Annotated in this window: 13 protein-coding genes; 10 read left to right on the top strand and 3 right to left on the bottom strand. The window is 50.7% G+C overall.

Features of this window, described 5'->3' with window-relative positions:
* Window position 1 precedes the first annotated feature (1 nt).
* Both argS and ACQY8X_RS14045 read right to left on the bottom strand, forming a co-directional pair.
* The gene (gene argS, locus ACQY8X_RS14050; protein ID WP_428035767.1) at window positions 2-1687 is read right to left on the bottom strand and encodes an arginine--tRNA ligase; all 1686 of its coding nucleotides are present in this window, start codon (window positions 1685-1687) and stop codon (window positions 2-4) included.
* A 176-nt stretch (window positions 1688-1863) separates the two neighbouring features.
* Window positions 1864-4065, bottom strand: a complete 2202-nt coding sequence (locus ACQY8X_RS14045) for a primosomal protein N' (RefSeq protein ID WP_428035766.1) — start codon at window positions 4063-4065, stop codon at window positions 1864-1866.
* A gap of 211 nt (window positions 4066-4276) precedes the next feature.
* Here ACQY8X_RS14045 and rpmE point away from each other — a divergent pair, with 211 nt between their 5' ends.
* A complete protein-coding gene (rpmE, locus tag ACQY8X_RS14040) occupies window positions 4277-4492 on the top strand; it encodes a 50S ribosomal protein L31 (protein ID WP_299201224.1) in 216 nt (71 codons plus the stop codon).
* Window positions 4493-4773: 281 nt separating this feature from the next.
* Complete coding sequence (locus ACQY8X_RS14035; RefSeq protein WP_428035765.1) at window positions 4774-6045, top strand: malic enzyme-like NAD(P)-binding protein; 1272 nt, start codon at window positions 4774-4776, stop codon at window positions 6043-6045.
* Between the two features lie 98 nt (window positions 6046-6143).
* Here the strand turns inward: ACQY8X_RS14035 and ACQY8X_RS14030 are convergent, their stop codons facing one another.
* Complete coding sequence (locus tag ACQY8X_RS14030; RefSeq protein WP_428035764.1) at window positions 6144-8660, bottom strand: penicillin-binding protein 1A; 2517 nt, start codon at window positions 8658-8660, stop codon at window positions 6144-6146.
* A gap of 153 nt (window positions 8661-8813) precedes the next feature.
* On the opposite strand from ACQY8X_RS14030, the gene pilM reads away from it, so the two are divergent.
* Genes pilM through ACQY8X_RS13990 form a run of 8 tightly spaced genes read left to right on the top strand, consistent with a single transcriptional unit; the run spans window position 8814 to window position 16906 of the window.
* Window positions 8814-9875 (top strand): type IV pilus assembly protein PilM, encoded by a 1062-nt coding sequence (gene pilM, locus ACQY8X_RS14025; RefSeq protein ID WP_428035763.1) that lies wholly within the window; start codon window positions 8814-8816, stop codon window positions 9873-9875.
* Window positions 9876-9880: 5 nt separating this feature from the next.
* Window positions 9881-10429 carry a PilN domain-containing protein gene (locus ACQY8X_RS14020; RefSeq protein ID WP_428035762.1) on the top strand — a complete coding sequence of 183 codons (549 nt, stop codon included), beginning with the start codon at window positions 9881-9883 and terminating at the stop codon, window positions 10427-10429.
* 1 nt (window position 10430) lies between these two features.
* Window positions 10431-11033 (top strand): type 4a pilus biogenesis protein PilO, encoded by a 603-nt coding sequence (locus ACQY8X_RS14015; RefSeq protein ID WP_428035761.1) that lies wholly within the window; start codon window positions 10431-10433, stop codon window positions 11031-11033.
* Window positions 11017-11565, top strand: a complete 549-nt coding sequence (locus ACQY8X_RS14010) for a pilus assembly protein PilP (RefSeq protein ID WP_428035760.1) — start codon at window positions 11017-11019, stop codon at window positions 11563-11565. Before ACQY8X_RS14015 ends, ACQY8X_RS14010 begins: the two co-directional genes overlap by 17 nt.
* Before the next feature lie 5 nt (window positions 11566-11570).
* Window positions 11571-13679, top strand: coding sequence for a type IV pilus secretin PilQ (gene pilQ / locus ACQY8X_RS14005; RefSeq protein WP_428035759.1), 2109 nt, complete (start codon window positions 11571-11573; stop codon window positions 13677-13679).
* 10 nt (window positions 13680-13689) lie between these two features.
* Entirely contained in the window at window positions 13690-14208 is a 519-nt protein-coding gene (gene aroK, locus ACQY8X_RS14000) for a shikimate kinase AroK (protein ID WP_428035758.1), read from the top strand.
* A gap of 13 nt (window positions 14209-14221) precedes the next feature.
* Window positions 14222-15298 carry a 3-dehydroquinate synthase gene (gene aroB, locus ACQY8X_RS13995; RefSeq protein WP_428035757.1) on the top strand — a complete coding sequence of 359 codons (1077 nt, stop codon included), beginning with the start codon at window positions 14222-14224 and terminating at the stop codon, window positions 15296-15298.
* A gap of 12 nt (window positions 15299-15310) precedes the next feature.
* The gene (locus ACQY8X_RS13990) at window positions 15311-16906 is read left to right on the top strand and encodes an SPOR domain-containing protein (protein ID WP_428035756.1); all 1596 of its coding nucleotides are present in this window, start codon (window positions 15311-15313) and stop codon (window positions 16904-16906) included.
* Window positions 16907-17055: the final 149 nt, after the last annotated feature.

Below are 17055 nucleotides of genomic sequence, written 5' to 3'. Positions count from 1 at the left end.
GTTACATCTGCTCTGGAGCGCTAACGCCCATGAGATCAAGACCGTTGGCCAGTACATGGCGTACCGCTTCCGCCAGTGTCAGTCGGGCGTTGCGCAGGTCGGTATCATCCACCAGGGTCTTCTCTGAGTTGTAATAGGTGTGGAAATCACTGGCCAGTTCATACAGGTAGGTGGCGACCAGGTGAGGTTCACGTACATCCGCAGCCCGTTTCACCACTTCCGGATAGCGTCCCAGCTTGATAGTCAGATGCTTCTCTGATTCCAGCTCCAGCCGCCCCAGAGCGTTCTGCCCCGTCTCTTCATCCCACTGCAGGTTGTTTTCTGCTAACTTGCGGAAGATGGAGCAGACCCGTGCGTGGGCATACTGGATGTAGTAGACCGGGTTGTCGGCTGATTCCGAGCGTGCCAGGTCGATATCAAAGTTCAGATGGCTGTCGGATTTGCGTGCCGCGAGGAAGAAGCGGGTGGCATCGCGGCCCACTTCATCGATCAGGTCGCGCAGGGTCAGGTAGCTGCCAGCCCGTTTGGATATTTTAACCTCTTCGCCGCCGCGCATAACGGTGGCCATCTGATGCAGAACATAGTCCGGCCAGCCTTTAGGGATGCCGGCATTCAGTGCCTGCAAGCCTGCACGGACGCGGGTGATAGTGCTGTGGTGGTCGGCGCCCTGTTCATTAATAACGGTGTCGAAGCCACGCTGCCATTTGTTCATATGGTAAGCAACGTCGGGCACAAAGTAGGTGTAGCCGCCATCGGTCTTGCGCATTACCCGGTCTTTGTCATCACCAAAATCGGTGGTACGCAGCCACAGCGCGCCGCCCTCTTCGTAGGTGTAGCCGTTTTTGATCAGTGCTTGTACGGCCTCTTCCACTTTGCCTTCGGTGTACAGCGAAGATTCGAGGAAATAGATATCGAAGTCGACGCCAAACGCTTTCAGGTCAAGGTCCTGCTCATGACGCAGATAGGCCACGGCAAAGTGGCGTATCGCCTCCAGATCGTCGGCATCTTTAGTGCCGGTGAAGCGCTGATCTGCTGAGGCGACGGTGTCGCCCTGCATAAAGCTTTCCGCCAGCTCAGTAATATAATCGCCACGATAGCCATCGGCAGGCCAGCTCGGATCTTCCGGCGTCAGTCCTTTGCAGCGTGCCTGTACTGAGAGTGCCAGATTGTTGATCTGGGCGCCGGCATCGTTGTAATAAAACTCGCGGGTGACGTCCCAGCCGGTCGCTTCCATCAGGCGGCTGAGGCAGTCGCCGACCGCTGCACCACGACCGTGACCGATATGCAGAGGGCCGGTCGGATTGGCAGAGACAAACTCAATCTGCACCTTTTTCCCAGCGCCGTCGTTGTTGCGGCCGTAGTTGCTCTTGTGCTGCAGAATGGTTCTGATCAGATTACCGGTCGAGGCATCACTGACAAAGAAGTTAATAAAACCGGGGCCGGCGATCTCTGTTTTGTCAACATTTTCAGAGGCGGGCAGCGCGTTGCAGATCTTTTGTGACAGCTCGCGGGGATTGGTTTTAGCGGCTTTAGCCAGTGTCAGAGCAATGTTTGAGGCAAAGTCCCCGTGAGACTTGTCGCGGGTGTTTTCTACCATGATCGAAGGCTGAGTGTCGGCAGGCAGGGTGCCATCTTCGATCAGCGAGGTCAGGGCAGTACTAATCAGGTCCGCAATATGTTGTTTCATGCTCAAAAGATACCGGGTTAAATTCAGGGGCCAGACTCAAGTACGCAGGTTTTTTCGCTGGTGAAAGTATAAAAAAATTATAAAAACTCAGCCGACTACGCAGTTGTCTGTAGAAAAGACCGCGTATTATCCCTTTTCAACCGGCCTTTGTTAACCCCCGTGACCGTTATTTGTGGCTAAAACATATCCACCGGATCGACATCCACCGACCAGCGGACTTTGCGCGCATCCGGGTCGCTTTCGACTGCACTGATAAGGCTGTGTAGTTGCTGATGCAGTGCTTTACGGTCACGGCTCTGAAGTACCAGCTGAGCACGAAACAGACCGGCACGTTTCTCCATTGGCGAGGGCAGTGGTCCGATCCATTGCACCCCCTGGGGCTGGAGAATATCCTCCTCAAGCAGGGTTCTGAGTTTGCGCAGGAAACGCTCGGCCACTCCCTGGTGGCTGGCTTCCGCCCGGAACATCGCACAATGCATCGATGGCGGCAGCTGGGCGGAGATCCGCTGACTGAGTTCCTGTTCGGCAAATGCCTGATAACCTTCGCTGACCAGGCTGGTGATCGTCGGGTGGTCAGCATGGTGAGTCTGCATGACCACTTTGCCCGGATGATCGGCTCTGCCAGCTCGACCAGCCACCTGAAGAATCAGCTGAGCGGTGCGCTCCATCCCCCTGAAGTCAGCGCTGAACAGGCCGCTGTCGGCATTCAGAATGGCCACCAGCGTGACTTTAGGAAAATGGTGCCCTTTTGCCAGCATCTGCGTGCCTATAAGGATGCAGGGCAGCCCCTGATGTACCCGGTCCATAATGTGTTGCATCGCGTTTTTGCGCTGGGTGGTGTCCCGGTCAACGCGGATGACCGGAAATTCAGGGAACAGCTTTTGCAATGCTTCTTCGGTGCGTTCCGTGCCTGCGCCGACCGGCTTGAGCTCTGTGCTGCCACAATGGTCGCAGATAACTGGCACGGGGCGCTGGCTATCGCAGTGGTGGCAGTGCAGGTGATAGGGTTTGCGATGCAGGGTCATGTGCGCATCGCAGCGGCGGCAATCGGCCAGCCAGCCGCAATCGTGGCACATCAGTGTGGGGGCAAAGCCTCTGCGATTAAGGAATATCAGCACCTGGGTGCCCTGCTGCAGATGGCTTTTAATCTGTTGAATCAGGGGGGTGGATAAACCGTCTGCCAGTGGCAGTTGGCGGATATCCAGTAGTTCAAATGTTGGCGGCAGGGCGTTGCCAGCACGCTGATTCAGTTTCAACCACTGATAACGCCCCTGTTGCGCGTTATACAGGCTTTCGATGGCGGGGGTGGCGGTGCCCAGTACTACCGGGATCTGCTCAAAATTACCGCGCATAACGGCCAGATCACGGGCGTTGTAGCGAAATCCGTCCTGCTGCTTAAAGGAGGTGTCGTGTTCCTCATCGATAAAGATGATGCCGGGATTCAGTAATGGGGTGAAAATGGCCGAGCGGGTGCCGATAATAATGCGGGCAACTCCCTCTCTGGCCTGTAGCCAGACATCGAGCCGTTGCCGGTCGGTCAGATTCGAGTGCAATACCATAACTGGCAGATTGAAGCGTGCTTTGAAGCGCGCAACGGTCTGTGGCGTCAGGCCGATCTCTGGCACCAGTATCAGGGCTTGTTTACCCTGGCGAACAAAATGTTCTATTGCCTGGAGATAGACTTCGGTTTTTCCGGAGCCAGTGACCCCCTGTAGTAAAAAGGGTTTGAAACCCTTCGTCGCGGTTATTGCCGAGACCGCCTGCTGTTGTTCTTTGTTGAGTGTCAGCGGTACTTCATGAAGAGGCTGATCGCTGTGATGATCCGTGTTGGGTTTGTGGATAAAGGATTCGGCGAGATTTTTCTCGGTCAGTTTTTTCAACAGTGAGGTTTGCCCGCCCTCTGCGCGTATTGCATCTTCACTGATGCCTCTGGGGTGTTCCTGAAGCAGCAACAACAGTTCCCGCTGGCGTGCAGCGGTTTTGCCCAGTTGCGCAATATCGGCGTCAGCGGTTGCCCGCCACAGGTGCTGGTGGGCATATTCGCAGGGCTCTCCTTTGCGTAGCAGAACGGGCAGGGCCTGGCTTAATGCGTCACCGAGGGGGTGCTGGTAATAGTTACCGGCCCAGCGTGCCAGCTTTAAAATCGAGCCGGGCATCGGAGGTGCTGTGTCGAGCACTGCAATGGCGGACTTCAGCTTATCCGGCGGCACCTCAGTGCTCTCTGCAACTTCAATCAGCACGCCGGTTACCTCTCTGCGGCCAAACGGCACCTGCACCCGTACACCGGGTATCAGCGCTGCGGAATCGCACGCTTGCGGAGGCAGGTAATCGAACAGCCGACGCAGTGGAGAGGGGATGGCCAGACGAAGGTAAGGCATAGCAAGGGTGGCTCACATCAGGGGCAGATGTAGTAGTGTATGTCTTTTTGATTTCGCTGTTAACCAGTGGTTATTGTTCGATTGTATAAATGCTTGCTGAGGGTGAAAACTGTGCGTATAATGCCCGGCCTTAATCCTATAGGCTTAATTGCCTGCATGCGGTGCCCGGCAAGAGATCGGGTGGCGGCATACAAAACAACTGAGGTTTCCGATGAAAAAAGATATCCATCCAGAATACTCTGAGATCAGTGCAAGCTGTTCTTGTGGCAACGTTGTTAAAACACGTTCAACTGTTGGCAAAGATATTCACATCGATGTTTGCAGCCAGTGCCACCCGTTTTATACCGGTAAACAGAAAGATGCGACTACCGGTGGTCGTGTTGATCGCTTCAACAAGCGTTTCGGCGGACGTGGTATTACTAAGTAAACGATTTCGTATCGTGGAAAAAGGCACCCTTTGGGGTGCCTTTTTTGTTTCTGCTCAATTTAGACAGATTTATATAAAAGTGTCATATAACTGGGTAGATTCACTTTATTTGCACGGTTATTCTTGCGTAAATTCTGTGTACTCCCGCAAAAGTAGTAGAAAATGCACTGAATATCGATAAATTTTCAGAGATATGAGCTGTTTTGTCTGTTGAGCGTCATGAGTCTTTTCTATATGATTCGATCTCCGAATTTCTTATAACTAAAGTTGGAACCGCGACCATGTCTGAAGATATGAAACAAGCTGCACTCGATTATCACGAGTTTCCTCGCCCGGGTAAGATCAGTGTAGAACTGACTACTTCTGCTGAGTCTGCCCGTGATCTGGCTCTGGCCTACAGTCCTGGTGTTGCCGAACCTGTGCGTGCTATCGCAGCAAATCCTGACGATGCTTATCGCTATACAGCTAAGGGCAACCTTGTTGCTGTTATCACTAACGGTACTGCTATTCTGGGTCTGGGTGATCTGGGTCCTTTGGCGTCCAAGCCTGTTATGGAAGGTAAATCGCTGCTGTTTAAGCGGTTTGCCGGAATCGATTCTGTCGATATTGAAGTTGATTCTGAAAGCCCGCAAGCGTTGATCGACACGATTGCCCGTATTGCTGATACCTTTGGTGGTATCAATCTGGAAGATATTAAAGCGCCAGAGTGTTTCGAAGTTGAACGCGCGCTGATTGAGCGTTGCAGCATCCCGGTTTTCCATGATGATCAGCACGGTACAGCGATCGTAACGGCTGCTGGTATGATCAACGCTCTGGAGATTGCTGGTAAGAAGCTGGAAGATGCTCAGATCGTTTGTCTGGGTGCGGGTGCTGCGGCTCACGCTTGTATGACGCTTCTGGTTAACATGGGTGCGAAGGTCGAGAACATCTACATGATCGACCGTACCGGTGTTATTCATTCAGGTCGTGAAAATCTGACGCCTGAGAAAGCGGCGTTTGCGTCTGAAACTGATAAGCGTACTCTGGATGACGCAATTGATGGGGCTGATGTCTTTGTTGGTCTGTCCGGTCCGAATCTGCTAAGCGGTGAGCAGCTGGCTAAAATGGCGCCGACCCCTGTGGTATTTGCCTGTGCTAACCCTGATCCTGAAATTAAACCTGAGCTGGCTCACTCCATCCGTAATGATGTGATCATGGCGACGGGTCGTTCAGACTATCCTAACCAGGTTAATAACGTACTCGGCTTCCCGTTCATTTTCCGTGGCGCGCTGGATGTTCGTGCAACGGCTATCAATGAAGAGATGAAGGCCGCCGCGGTACGTGCTCTGGCTGATCTGGCTAAAGAACCTGTTCCTCAGGATGTTCTGGATGCTTATGAACTGGATGCTCTGGCGTTTGGTCCTCAGTATATTATTCCTAAGCCAACCGATTCCCGTCTTCTGGGTGTGGTATCTCAGGCGGTTGCTCAGGCGGCGATTGATTCTGGCGTTGCCCGTTTGCCGTTGCCTGCACATTACCCGCTGACAACCGTTGCGGCTTTGCTTAATCGCTAAGCGGTAGCTAAGCAAAAAGAAAACCCGACATAGTCGGGTTTTTTTATGCCTGAAATCTGTGCACAGTTGCTGATTTCAGAATTTACATCAGTGTATTGTTAGAAAATCTCTTCCGTCCGGGTAGTGCCGCTCGAGTTGGATAGTGCCGGGTTGCGTGCGGTGTCTTTGGGTACGCTGGCTTCAGGGAAAATTTCGAAAATAGCGTCCTCCTGTCCGGGGTAGGCTAGCAGACCTGTTTTGGGGTCAATTCTGATGCTCACTATGCCTTCTGGCTTGGCAATGGGCTGATCAGGGGTGTTGGCCAGTGCTATGTCCATAAACTCAATCCAGATTGGCAGGGCTGCAGTGCCTCCGAATTCGCTGCGGCCAAGGGTTGATGGCTGGTCGAAACCGACCCAGGCAGTGGCTGCGACATCTTTGTTGAATCCTGAGAACCAGGCGTCCTTCTGGTCGTTTGTTGTGCCGGTTTTGCCTGCCAGATCTGAGCGTTCAAGTACCAGGGCGCGCCGTCCGGTACCCCGGGCGATAACATCCTGCATTATGCTATAGATCATGTAGGCTGTTTGTGGCTGCATAATCCGTTTAGCTACAGGAAGGTTTGTCAGTTGTTGGCCGCTATACTGACTGTCGGTCTGTTCTTGTAGCGGTTGATCGGTTTGCTGAGCAGGTGTCTGGGGTGAGTTGTCTGTGGCTGAAGTGCCCTTCAGTTCGAGTCTGACAAGCTTGAAATCAGCGGGTGGGGCTGACTGATCTGAGACATACTGGCATTCAGCACAGACGGTTGTTGGTTGGGCCTGGTATAGGATATTGCCTTCAGTATCCTCAATCCGGCTGATAAAGTACGGATTGATCTTGAAGCCCTGGTTGGCGAGGCCTGCATAGCCGGTAACCAGTTCAAGAGGGGTGATATCAGCACTGCCCAGGGAGAGTGAAAGGTTGTTAGGCAGGCGCTCTTTGTCAAAGCCAAAGCGGGTTAAGAATTCGGTAGCAGTATCGATGCCGATCGAACGCAGAATGCGAATTGAAACGAGGTTTCTGGATTTATAGAGGGCTTCACGCAAGCGGGTCGGACCATAAAACTTTTTGCTGTAGTTTTCCGGCCTCCAGTTAGATTCCAGGTTGCTGTCATGAAACACCACTGGCGCATCGTTAATCAGGGTGGCGGGGGTGTAGCCCTGCTCTAATGCTGATGCATAGATAAACGGCTTGAGATTAGATCCAGGCTGGCGTCGTGCCTGAATGGCCCGGTTAAATTTGTTATGGTTGAAATTAAAACCGCCGACGAGTGCTTTTAGCGCTCCATCTTTGGGGGATAGTGCGGTGAGAGCTCCCTCTACCCGGGGGATCTGGGACAGTCGCCAGTTGTTTTCACCGATATCCCGAACCCTTATCAGATCTCCGGGGGCGAAAATATCAGCGGCTTCTTTGGGGGCGCTGCCGCGACTGTTCGGGCCTTTGTAAGGCTGCGCCCATTGCAGATTATCCCATGATAGCGTCGCCGGGCCGTGGTCTTTGATATAGACCTCGGCTTGTTGCTTGTCTGTACTGATCACTATTGCCGGTTGTAATGAGCCGAAGGTGCGCTGCTGCGCCAGGCTGTTGCTGATGTTTTCCTGAGTAAGTTGCGTCACCGCTGCAGGCTTTTCCGGGCCGAAGTAACCGTGTCGTTCAGTATAGGCAATCAAACCATCTTCAACGGCCTGGTTGGCTGCGGCCTGCATGCTGCTGTTGAGCGTGGTGTAAACACGGAAACCGTTTGTGTATAAACTCTCGTCAAAGTATTGATATAACTCATTGCGAACCATTTCAGCGACATACGGAGCATATAGTTCAATTGGTGTGCCGTGATACTCTGCGCTAATTGGTTCATTTTTAGCGGTTTCATAGTCTTCATCATTGATAAAACTGAGACTGTGCATCCGCTTGAGTATCCAGTTGCGGCGCTCTAGTGCGCGACTGGGGTTGGTTATTGGGTTGTATGCAGAGGGTGCTTTAGGAAGGCCTGCAATCATGGCTATCTGCGCCAGATTCAGCTGGTCGATGTCCTTGCCATAGTAAATATTGGCTGCAGCCTGTATGCCATAGGCACGATGACCCAGATAGATCTTGTTGATGTAGAGTTCGAAAATCTCCTCTTTCGTCAGTTCCTGTTCTATTCGGAGCGAGAGTAATATCTCATTGAACTTGCGGTCGAAAGAGCGCTCTCTGGTGAGAAAGTAGTTTTTTGCAACCTGCATGGTAATGGTGCTGCCGCCACTTTGGATCTGACCTGTGCTGGCAAGCTGGAAGGCGGCCCGGAAGAGGCCCCTGATGTCGATTCCGATATGCTCGAAGAAGTTTCGGTCTTCCGCCGCCAGCAGTGCATTGACATAGTTCTGGGGAATCTGCTGGAAATTAATAGGCGAGCGGCGCTTCTCGCCGAACTCTGAAATCAGTTTGTCGTCTTCAGAGTAGATTCTTAGTGGGGTCTGCAGCTGCACGTCCCGCAGTGTTTCGACATCGGGTAGCTTGGGCGCATAGTAAAAATACGCCGCGGCCAGTGCCAGGCAGCCGATAAAGCCGCCCAGTATGGTGAGTTTAAGGCCGATCTTTAGTAACGATGTCAATAGTTTCATGTTAAGTTATTTAAAGTTAAGTTTTTTGTTGCCGAGTTATTATATCTGTAAGAAAGTGTCAGCCACTAGTGAAACAGTGGTTTAATTTTTGATGAAACCGCGCTAGAGTCAATGACGCTCGGTTTATGCGGGATTTTTTAAGGATAATTTACTGTGCTCAGCTTTCTTAGCAAACAGGAAAAAGGATGGGTCGGCATAGATATCGGCTCCTCTTCAATAAAAATGGTGGCACTCTCTAAGCGGGGGAAGGGACTTCGTCTTGACTCATACGCGATTGTGCCTTTACCTTCATCTGCTGTTATAGAGAGCAGTATTCAGGATATTGGTCAGGTATCTGAAGCTGTTGAAAAGGGGTTGAAAATTTGTGGCGGTGGGCTGACCACCTGTGTTGCTGCAGTCCCCTCCTCTGCTGTCATTGCGAAGACGCTGCAGTTGAGTAATGCGTTTACCGATTTTGAGCTTGAGGAACAGATTAAGCTCGAAGCTGATCGTTTTATTCCCTATCCTCTGAACGAAATAGCGCTTGACTTCGAAGTCCTTGGCCCTGCTGAGGGAAGCCCGGAGCTTAATGATATTTTGCTGGTAGCCTGTCGTCGCGATGATGTTGAGATGCGTGAAGATGCAATTAACAGTAGTGGTCTGAAGTGTGAAGTGGTTGATGTCGACCGTTTTGCTACAGAGCGCGTGGTATCATTACTGGATAGAGATGAGGATACCACCGATCAGCTTATCGGGCTGGTTGATATCGGAGCGTCAACTCTTACTCTCAACGTGTTTAAAAACGGCAAAATCGTTTATGACCGTGAGCAGGCGTTTGGTGGCAATGACCTGAGCAATATTATCCACCAGCAGTCGGGCCTGGAAGCGGGTGAAGTCGAACACCTGTTACGTAGCGGCGAACTATCTGATGAATTAAAACAGAGTGTCGTTCTGCCGTTTCGCAGTACCGTTTCTCAACAGGTCTCCCGATCATTACAATTTTTCTATTCTTCGGGTCCCCATAATGAGCTGAGTAAGCTTTACATTCTTGGTGGTACGGCTGCGATTGACGGGCTGGCAGAACAGATGCAGGCAGAGGTTGGTGTGGTGGTTGAAGTCGCTAATCCGTTTGTCGGGATGGACTTAGATTCGAAAATCAATGCAGGACGGCTAAGCCAGGATGCTCCTACTCTGGTAAAAGCGTGTGGTCTTGCATTACGAAGTTTTGAAGGGTAGCGACTATGGCAAAGATAAATTTAAGGGCCTGGCGCGAAGAGCAGTCTGCAGAAAGGCAGAAGCAGTTTGTTGTGAATCTGGTTGCTGCTGCATTTTTTGCTGCTGTGGTGGTTTTCCTGATCGGCTTTTATATCGATATGCAGACAGACAGGCAAAAAACTCGCAACAACTACTTACGTAGCGAGATTGCGCAGCTGGATAAACAGCTGGCCGATATTAAAGACTTGAAGCAACAACGAGCCCGACTGATTGCACGCTTAAATGCGATTCAGGAGTTACAGGGAACCCGTCCTCTGATCGTCAGAAGTTTTGATGAGATGGTGCGTGTGCTGCCTGACGGTGTTTACTATCAGTCCCTGAGCCGTACCGGCGATACCATTAACCTGGCGGGTCGTGCAGAGAAAAGTGATGATGTCTCGGCTCTGATGCGCCATATTTACGCCAGTATCTGGTTTGGTGAGCCTAACCTGTCAACGGTGGCGAATGATGGCAATATGAAGAAATTCAATCTGACTGTGCCGGTGTTGAAACCCTCGCTGGAAGAGGTGAACTGATATGGCAATGGATGCGTTAAAAAACAGTTTTAAAGGGTTTGATGCGGACAACCTTGATTTCAATATGGCTGGTAACTGGCCGATTGGCGTTAAGATTATTACCTATTTGCTGGTTTTCTCTCTGGTGGTGGGTGCAGGTGTCTATCTTTATATTACCGATAAAGAGAAGAGTCTTGCCCGGGAAGTGAGCCAGGAAAACGGTCTGAAGCAACAAATATCGGGTAAAACCTCACAGGTTGCCAGTCTTGATCAGCTACGTGAACAGATGAAGGATGTGCAGGGGCGCTTTTCTGAACTGCTCAAACAGTTGCCGACAGAGAAGGAAGTGCCCGGTCTGTTAGAAGATATTACAGAGATAGGTCGTTCAAGTGGTCTGAATATTCAGTCCATTTCGCTGGGCGGGGAGAAACGGAATGAGATCTTTATTGAGTTGCCGATCAATATTAAGGTGAGTGGAACTTATCACCAGATGGGGCAGTTTGTCAGTGGTGTCGCGGCAATCCCCCGGATTGTAACCCTGCATGACTACAGTATAACTCCAGCTGGAGGCCAGCTGGATATGACAATTAGTGCAAAGACTTATCGCTATGATGATACCAAGTAAGCTTGTGCGTTTTCTGATTCTTGTTCCCTTTTTTCTGGGCGGTTGCGTCTGGATTGAGGATGTTAGTGATCTGCGTAGTTTTGTTGCGCAGGAGAAACAGAAAGAGACCAAAAAGGTCGAGCCTCTGCCGGAGTTTAAGCCCTATCATAGCTTTGTCTATGAGGGGGCGAGCATGCGCAGCCCTTTTAAACCGTTAGTTTCAGTTGCAGCATTTGATACCGAAGAGGGTGTTGCTGCTGAGAGCGACAATGGCATCAAGCCGGATCTTGACCGTGAGAAGACCTATCTTGAAACGTTTTCGCTGGATAATCTTTCCATGGTTGGCAGCATCAATATGAGTGCGGATGGCTCGCGCTGGGCGTTGATCAAGGATAAGAAGGGAGAAGTACACCGGGTATCTGTCGGTGATTATATGGGGCTGGATTACGGCAAAGTAGTTGCTGTTAGCAGTGATAATGTTGAGCTTATTGAGATTGTTACAAACGGCCGGGGTGGTTGGATGCGACGTCCCCGTAGCGTGGTGATGGATTGATGACGATGATGGTGAATACTGTGAATAAGAATATTCAGGCGGGTAAACTGACTTACTCCGCACTCGCTAAGGTGGCGGGGATAGTCATCGGGTTGTGGATGCTGGCTTTCAATGCGTTAGCCGCTGATGCAAAACTAATGGCGTCGTCTTTTGTTGCGCTGCCTGACAATAAGCTTGAGGTGCGTTTCGACTTTGATTCGCCTCCTTCACTGCCTAAGTCCTATATGACCAGCAGTCCTGCCCGGGTTGTGCTGGACATGTGGGGCGTTGAAAATACTCAGGATACCCGCCTGCTAACGGTTGAGAGCGGCAATGTTGATAAGATTAACTTTGCTCAGGTTGCTGGTCGGCTGAGAGTGGTTGTTGACTTGTTTGAGGCGTCTGCTTTTGAAACCCGAGCCGATGGCAATAGTCTGTTTCTGACTGTCGGTGATCGTGGTATGGCTAAGCAGGAAGTGACTAAGGTCAGCAAAACAGTTGCCGCAGACTCAAAAGCCAAACCTGTCGTATCCGATAAAACCCGTGTAAATGGTGTTGATTTTGAGCGTACACCAGAAGGCGCGGGCAGGGTGGTAGTTTCTCTGTCTGATGATCATGCGGGTGTCGATGTTATTGAAGAGGGTAATAACGTTGTGGTTAATCTGCTGGGGGTAGATCTGTCTCCCAGTATGCAGAACCGTATTGATGTTCAGGATTTTGCCACTCCCGTGATGTTTATCGATTCAATGGCGACAGGCGAAAACGTATCGATTCTGATTAAACCCTCAGCTGAGCCCTATGACTACATGGTTTATCAGACCAACAGCCAGCTGGTTGTCGATCTGAAGCCAATCACGCAGAAAGAGCTGGATAAGATTGAAGAGGCGCGTTTCCCATACACAGGAGAACGGATCGATCTGGATTTTCAGAATGTTGAAGTTCGCTCTGTATTACAGATCCTCGCGGAAGTCGCAGAGATGAACCTGGTCGTCAGTGATAACGTGGGTGGTAATATCACGCTACGCTTGAAAAATGTTCCCTGGGATCAGGCGCTGGATCTGATTCTTAATACCAATAAGCTTGATAAGCGTGAGATGGGTAATGTGCTGCTGATCGGTACAGCAGAAGAGATTGCCGAGCGTGAACGGGTGGAGCTGGAGAGCAATAAACAGGTTGAGGAGCTGGCGCCGTTGCGTACGGAGTTTATCCAGGTGGATTTCAGAAAGGCCTCTGATATGGTGTCCCGTCTGAATGAGGCAAAGCTGGTTTCGGAGCGGGGGTTTTTGCTCGCTGATGATGAGACCAATGTGCTGATGGTGCGTGAAACAGCCAAGCGGATTGAAGAAATTCGTTCAACCCTGCGTCGTTTTGACTCTGAGGTTGCGCAGGTATTGATTGAGGCCCGTCTGGTAACCGCTAACACCACTGTATCAAAAGATCTGGGTGTTAAGTGGGGGTTGGGCTATGGCGATACGGACTCGTCTGGAAATGCGGTTTCCATCGGTAGTTCTATTTCAGGCGTATCTTCCCCTGGAGCGGTTCCGAGTGGTTTAATGGTTGACCTTGGTGCAGGTGTTCCTTCTCCTGCGTCTGTTGCGATCGGCTTAGCTTCAAATACAGGGCTGCTGCAGCTTGAATTATCAGCGCTTGAGACTGATGGTAAGATAGAGGTGATTTCACAGCCGAAGATTATGACCACCAATGGTAAAGCAGCCATGATCGAGTCGGGTAAAGAGATAGCCTATACGACCACAGATCAGGATGGTAACAGGGATACTGAGTTCAAGGATGTGGTGTTATCTTTGGAAGTGACGCCCCGAATCAATCCCGGTAACAGAATAGCAATGGATCTGGTAATTAAAAAAGATTCGGTTAGTGAAGAAACTGTAAATGGTGAGATTGCGCTCATTAAAAACACCTTGGAAACGTCAGTTGTTGTACCTGATGGACAGACAGTTGTACTAGGAGGGGTTTTTGAGAACCAAACTTCTGATACAGTTAATAAAACTCCGTTGCTGGGTGATGTGCCCGTACTTGGTGCTCTATTCCGCAATAAATCGAAGTCGAATACTAAGACTGAACTGCTGATTTTTATTACGCCTAAGCTGGTACGCGAGTCGCTGTCAGCTCAGTAAGGTTGTTGTATTGAACATATTTTTAATTGGCCCTATGGGAGCTGGAAAAAGCACCATAGGGCGTCTTCTTTCTCATGAGCTGAAACTTAGGTTTGTCGATTCAGATAAAGTTATTGAAGAACGGGCTGGGGCGGATATCCCCTGGATCTTTGATGTTGAGGGTGAAGCAGGATTTCGTGACCGTGAAGCCCATGTTATTGATCTATTGAGTGCAGAGGATAATCTGGTGTTGGCCACCGGCGGTGGTGCTGTGTTGCGTCCGGAAAATCGATCAAATCTGCAAGGGCGAGGCACGGTTGTCTATCTGCAAGCATCGGTTGCTCAACAGCTGGAGCGAACTGCCCGGGATAAAAATCGGCCGTTATTGCAAACCCCTGACCCCGAAGTTGTGCTAAATACACTGATGGAGCAGCGTCATCCTCTTTATCTGCAAGTGGCGGATGTTGTTATTGATACTGAACGCCGTAACCCGAAAGCGGTGGTTACTGATATAATGGCGGAGCTTCGCGCACAGCAAATTCTTAAGTAGAGATAAGCCCTCCATGCAAACCCTGAATGTAGATCTTGGTGATCGTTCATACCCTATCTTTATTGGAACCGATCTGTTCCGCACAGAAAATCTGCTACCCTATATCAGGGGTAATCAGGTTCTGATTGTCAGTAACGAAACCGTTGCACCGCTCTATCTTGATCAGTTGAAAGCAGTGCTGCCTGGGCTGCAGGTTGATGAGGTGGTTTTGCCGGATGGCGAGCAGTATAAAACACTGCAGCAGTTGAATGCTGTTTATGATCGGTTATTGCAGTGTCGACATAACCGAACTACAACGCTGATTGCACTGGGTGGTGGTGTTGTTGGTGATATGACCGGCTTTGCCGCCGCCTGTTATCAGCGTGGTGTTAATTTTATTCAGATTCCTACGACACTACTTTCCCAGGTTGACTCCTCTGTCGGTGGCAAAACCGGGGTTAATCATCCGCTCGGAAAAAACATGATCGGTGCATTTCATCAGCCGCAGGTTGTTCTGGCCAGCGTTGATGTGCTGGGTACACTTCCTGATCGGGAGTTATCGGCTGGGTTAGCTGAAGTGATTAAATATGGTCTCGTCTATGATCAGCACTTTCTCGACTGGCTGGAGGCTAATATGTCAGGGCTTGTGGGTCGCGATGCTGACCTGCTGAGTTATGCGATCCATCGTTCCTGCGAGTTAAAAGCTGAAGTGGTGGCGCAGGATGAAAAAGAGTCCGGAGTGAGGGCGCTTTTGAATCTGGGGCATACATTCGGACATGCCATAGAGTCTTGTCAGGGCTATGGTAACTGGCTTCATGGTGAAGCTGTGGCGGTTGGTACGATGATGGCCGCAGACCTTTCCCAGCGTCTTGGCTGGATCAGCAGGGAGGACTTTCAGCGGGTTGAGCGGATCATGCAAGCTGCGAATCTCCCGGTCCAGTCACCTGCGGGGATGACACCTGAGGACTATATGAGGCTGATGGCTGTAGATAAGAAGGTTATCGATGGACAGCTGCGGTTAATTTTGCTTCATGGACTGGGGAACGCAGTGGTCACTGATCAGTTTAATCCGCTAGCATTACAGCAAACTTTATCCCACTTCACATCATAATGGGACGTGCCGATGGACGAGTCTAAAAGAGATGGTGTTAGTGCCCTGGCCGATGCTTTTGCCCATGCAGAACAGCGGAAGAATTTCTTTTTTGAACCTCCATCACGCTTGCAGCTTCTTGAAAAGCTAGAGCATCTGAGCCGCTTCAGTGATTTTCTGTTGCTGGTCACCGGGCCTGAGGGGGCGGGAAAATCGGTATTGATTCGGCAGCTGCAGGCCGTCGAGAGTGATCGGACGCTAAGACTTTGTGCTGTTGATGGCGCTAAAACTCACAATCTGCACGGGGTGTTGGTTTCCCTGAGTCAACAGCTGAGTCCCGAACTCGATATTCAGGCTGATAATCAGCAGATGCTGAACGCTATATACAGCTTTGCTCAGGTCATGGCCGTTGAACATATTCAATGGGTTATCATTATCGATAATGCTGATCAACTGGAGAATCCGGTCATCCAGTTGCTGTTACAGATGCTCAGCGAAGCGCAAGGGCTACCGCTAAAGCCGCATCTGCTGATGGCTGCGGGAGAGCGCTTTTTGGGGCGTTTAGAATCATTCGATGAATATGCGCTGCTTGAGTCACAGGTTCATCAGCTGATCCTTGAGCCGTTCACCTATGGCGAAGCAAAAAATTATTTGCTGCAACGTTATAGTGCTACAGCGTCTCTGACAGAGAAGCAGTTACAGGCGGTTTACGACACGTCCGGAGGGTATCCTGGACGCCTTAATCAACAGGTTGAGGTGTTGTTTCGCTCAGGTACAGTTAATAAAGTCAGCGATACCTCCGGATTTAGCCGGATGCACCTTGCCAGCATAGCCGCTGTGTTGCTGCTTGTGCTGGTCGTGGGTTTATGGCAATACTGGCCTGAGAGTGATACCGGAACTACCCGTACTCAGGTGCAAATTCAGGTGCCGATCGAAACTGCACCGGAGGTTGTTACTGGAGGAGATACATTGCCGGTGACAACGCCTGGTGTGCCGACGATCGATGTTACCGAAGCTACGGATCAGGTGATAAATGTTGAGCCACCGGTGGTGATGTCTGATACTGAGGTATCGTTAACCGCAGCCGATAAAGCCGCTGTTGCTCAGCCGGATCGACAGTCTGCTGATGCTGGCGCCTCTCTGGCGCGGGTTGAGGTTGGTATCACTGCTGAGGTTGAGCCGGGCGTTAAACCTACTACGCCTGTAACTGAGAAAGCAGCTGCCTCTGTTGCTACCCAGCCTAAACCCGCTATAGTAGCAAAAGCAGACCCGGTTAAGGTTAAGCCTGCGGCTGTCGTTAAATCGACCATTACGGTCGAAAACAGCTTGACTGAGGCTGAGCAAAACCTGATGCGCTGGCCTGCCAGTGGATATACCCTGCAAATGCTGGGGGCAGGCATGAAAACAAGTGCGGAGGAGTTTATCCGTGCTCAGGCAGAGCCCCAGAAATTTTATATGTTTCAGACCCGCTACAAGGATAAGCCCTGGTATGTGGTAGTCTATGGACAATATAAAGACCGGGATGCGGCTCATGCTGCCAGTGCGTCATTACCTTCAGCGCTTGCTAAGCTGAAGCCCTGGGCGAGGACTATTCAGGGGATTCAGGCGGATATAGCAACCAGAAAATAGTATATTTTTGTATTGTCCTGGCAAACAAAAAATTCTTCTGTATTGCTTATAATTTGTCCTTCCTATCCTTGCTGTGTAAAATACCTGTCCCATTTTCCCTGTATGTACAACTGCGGCTGGAATTTAGCGACTTTACTGTATTGATAATT

The sequence above is a fragment of the Amphritea sp. genome (assembly GCF_050300915.1).
Taxonomy (GTDB): domain Bacteria; phylum Pseudomonadota; class Gammaproteobacteria; order Pseudomonadales; family Balneatricaceae; genus Amphritea.
This window is presented reverse-complemented; position numbering and strand designations above follow the sequence as displayed.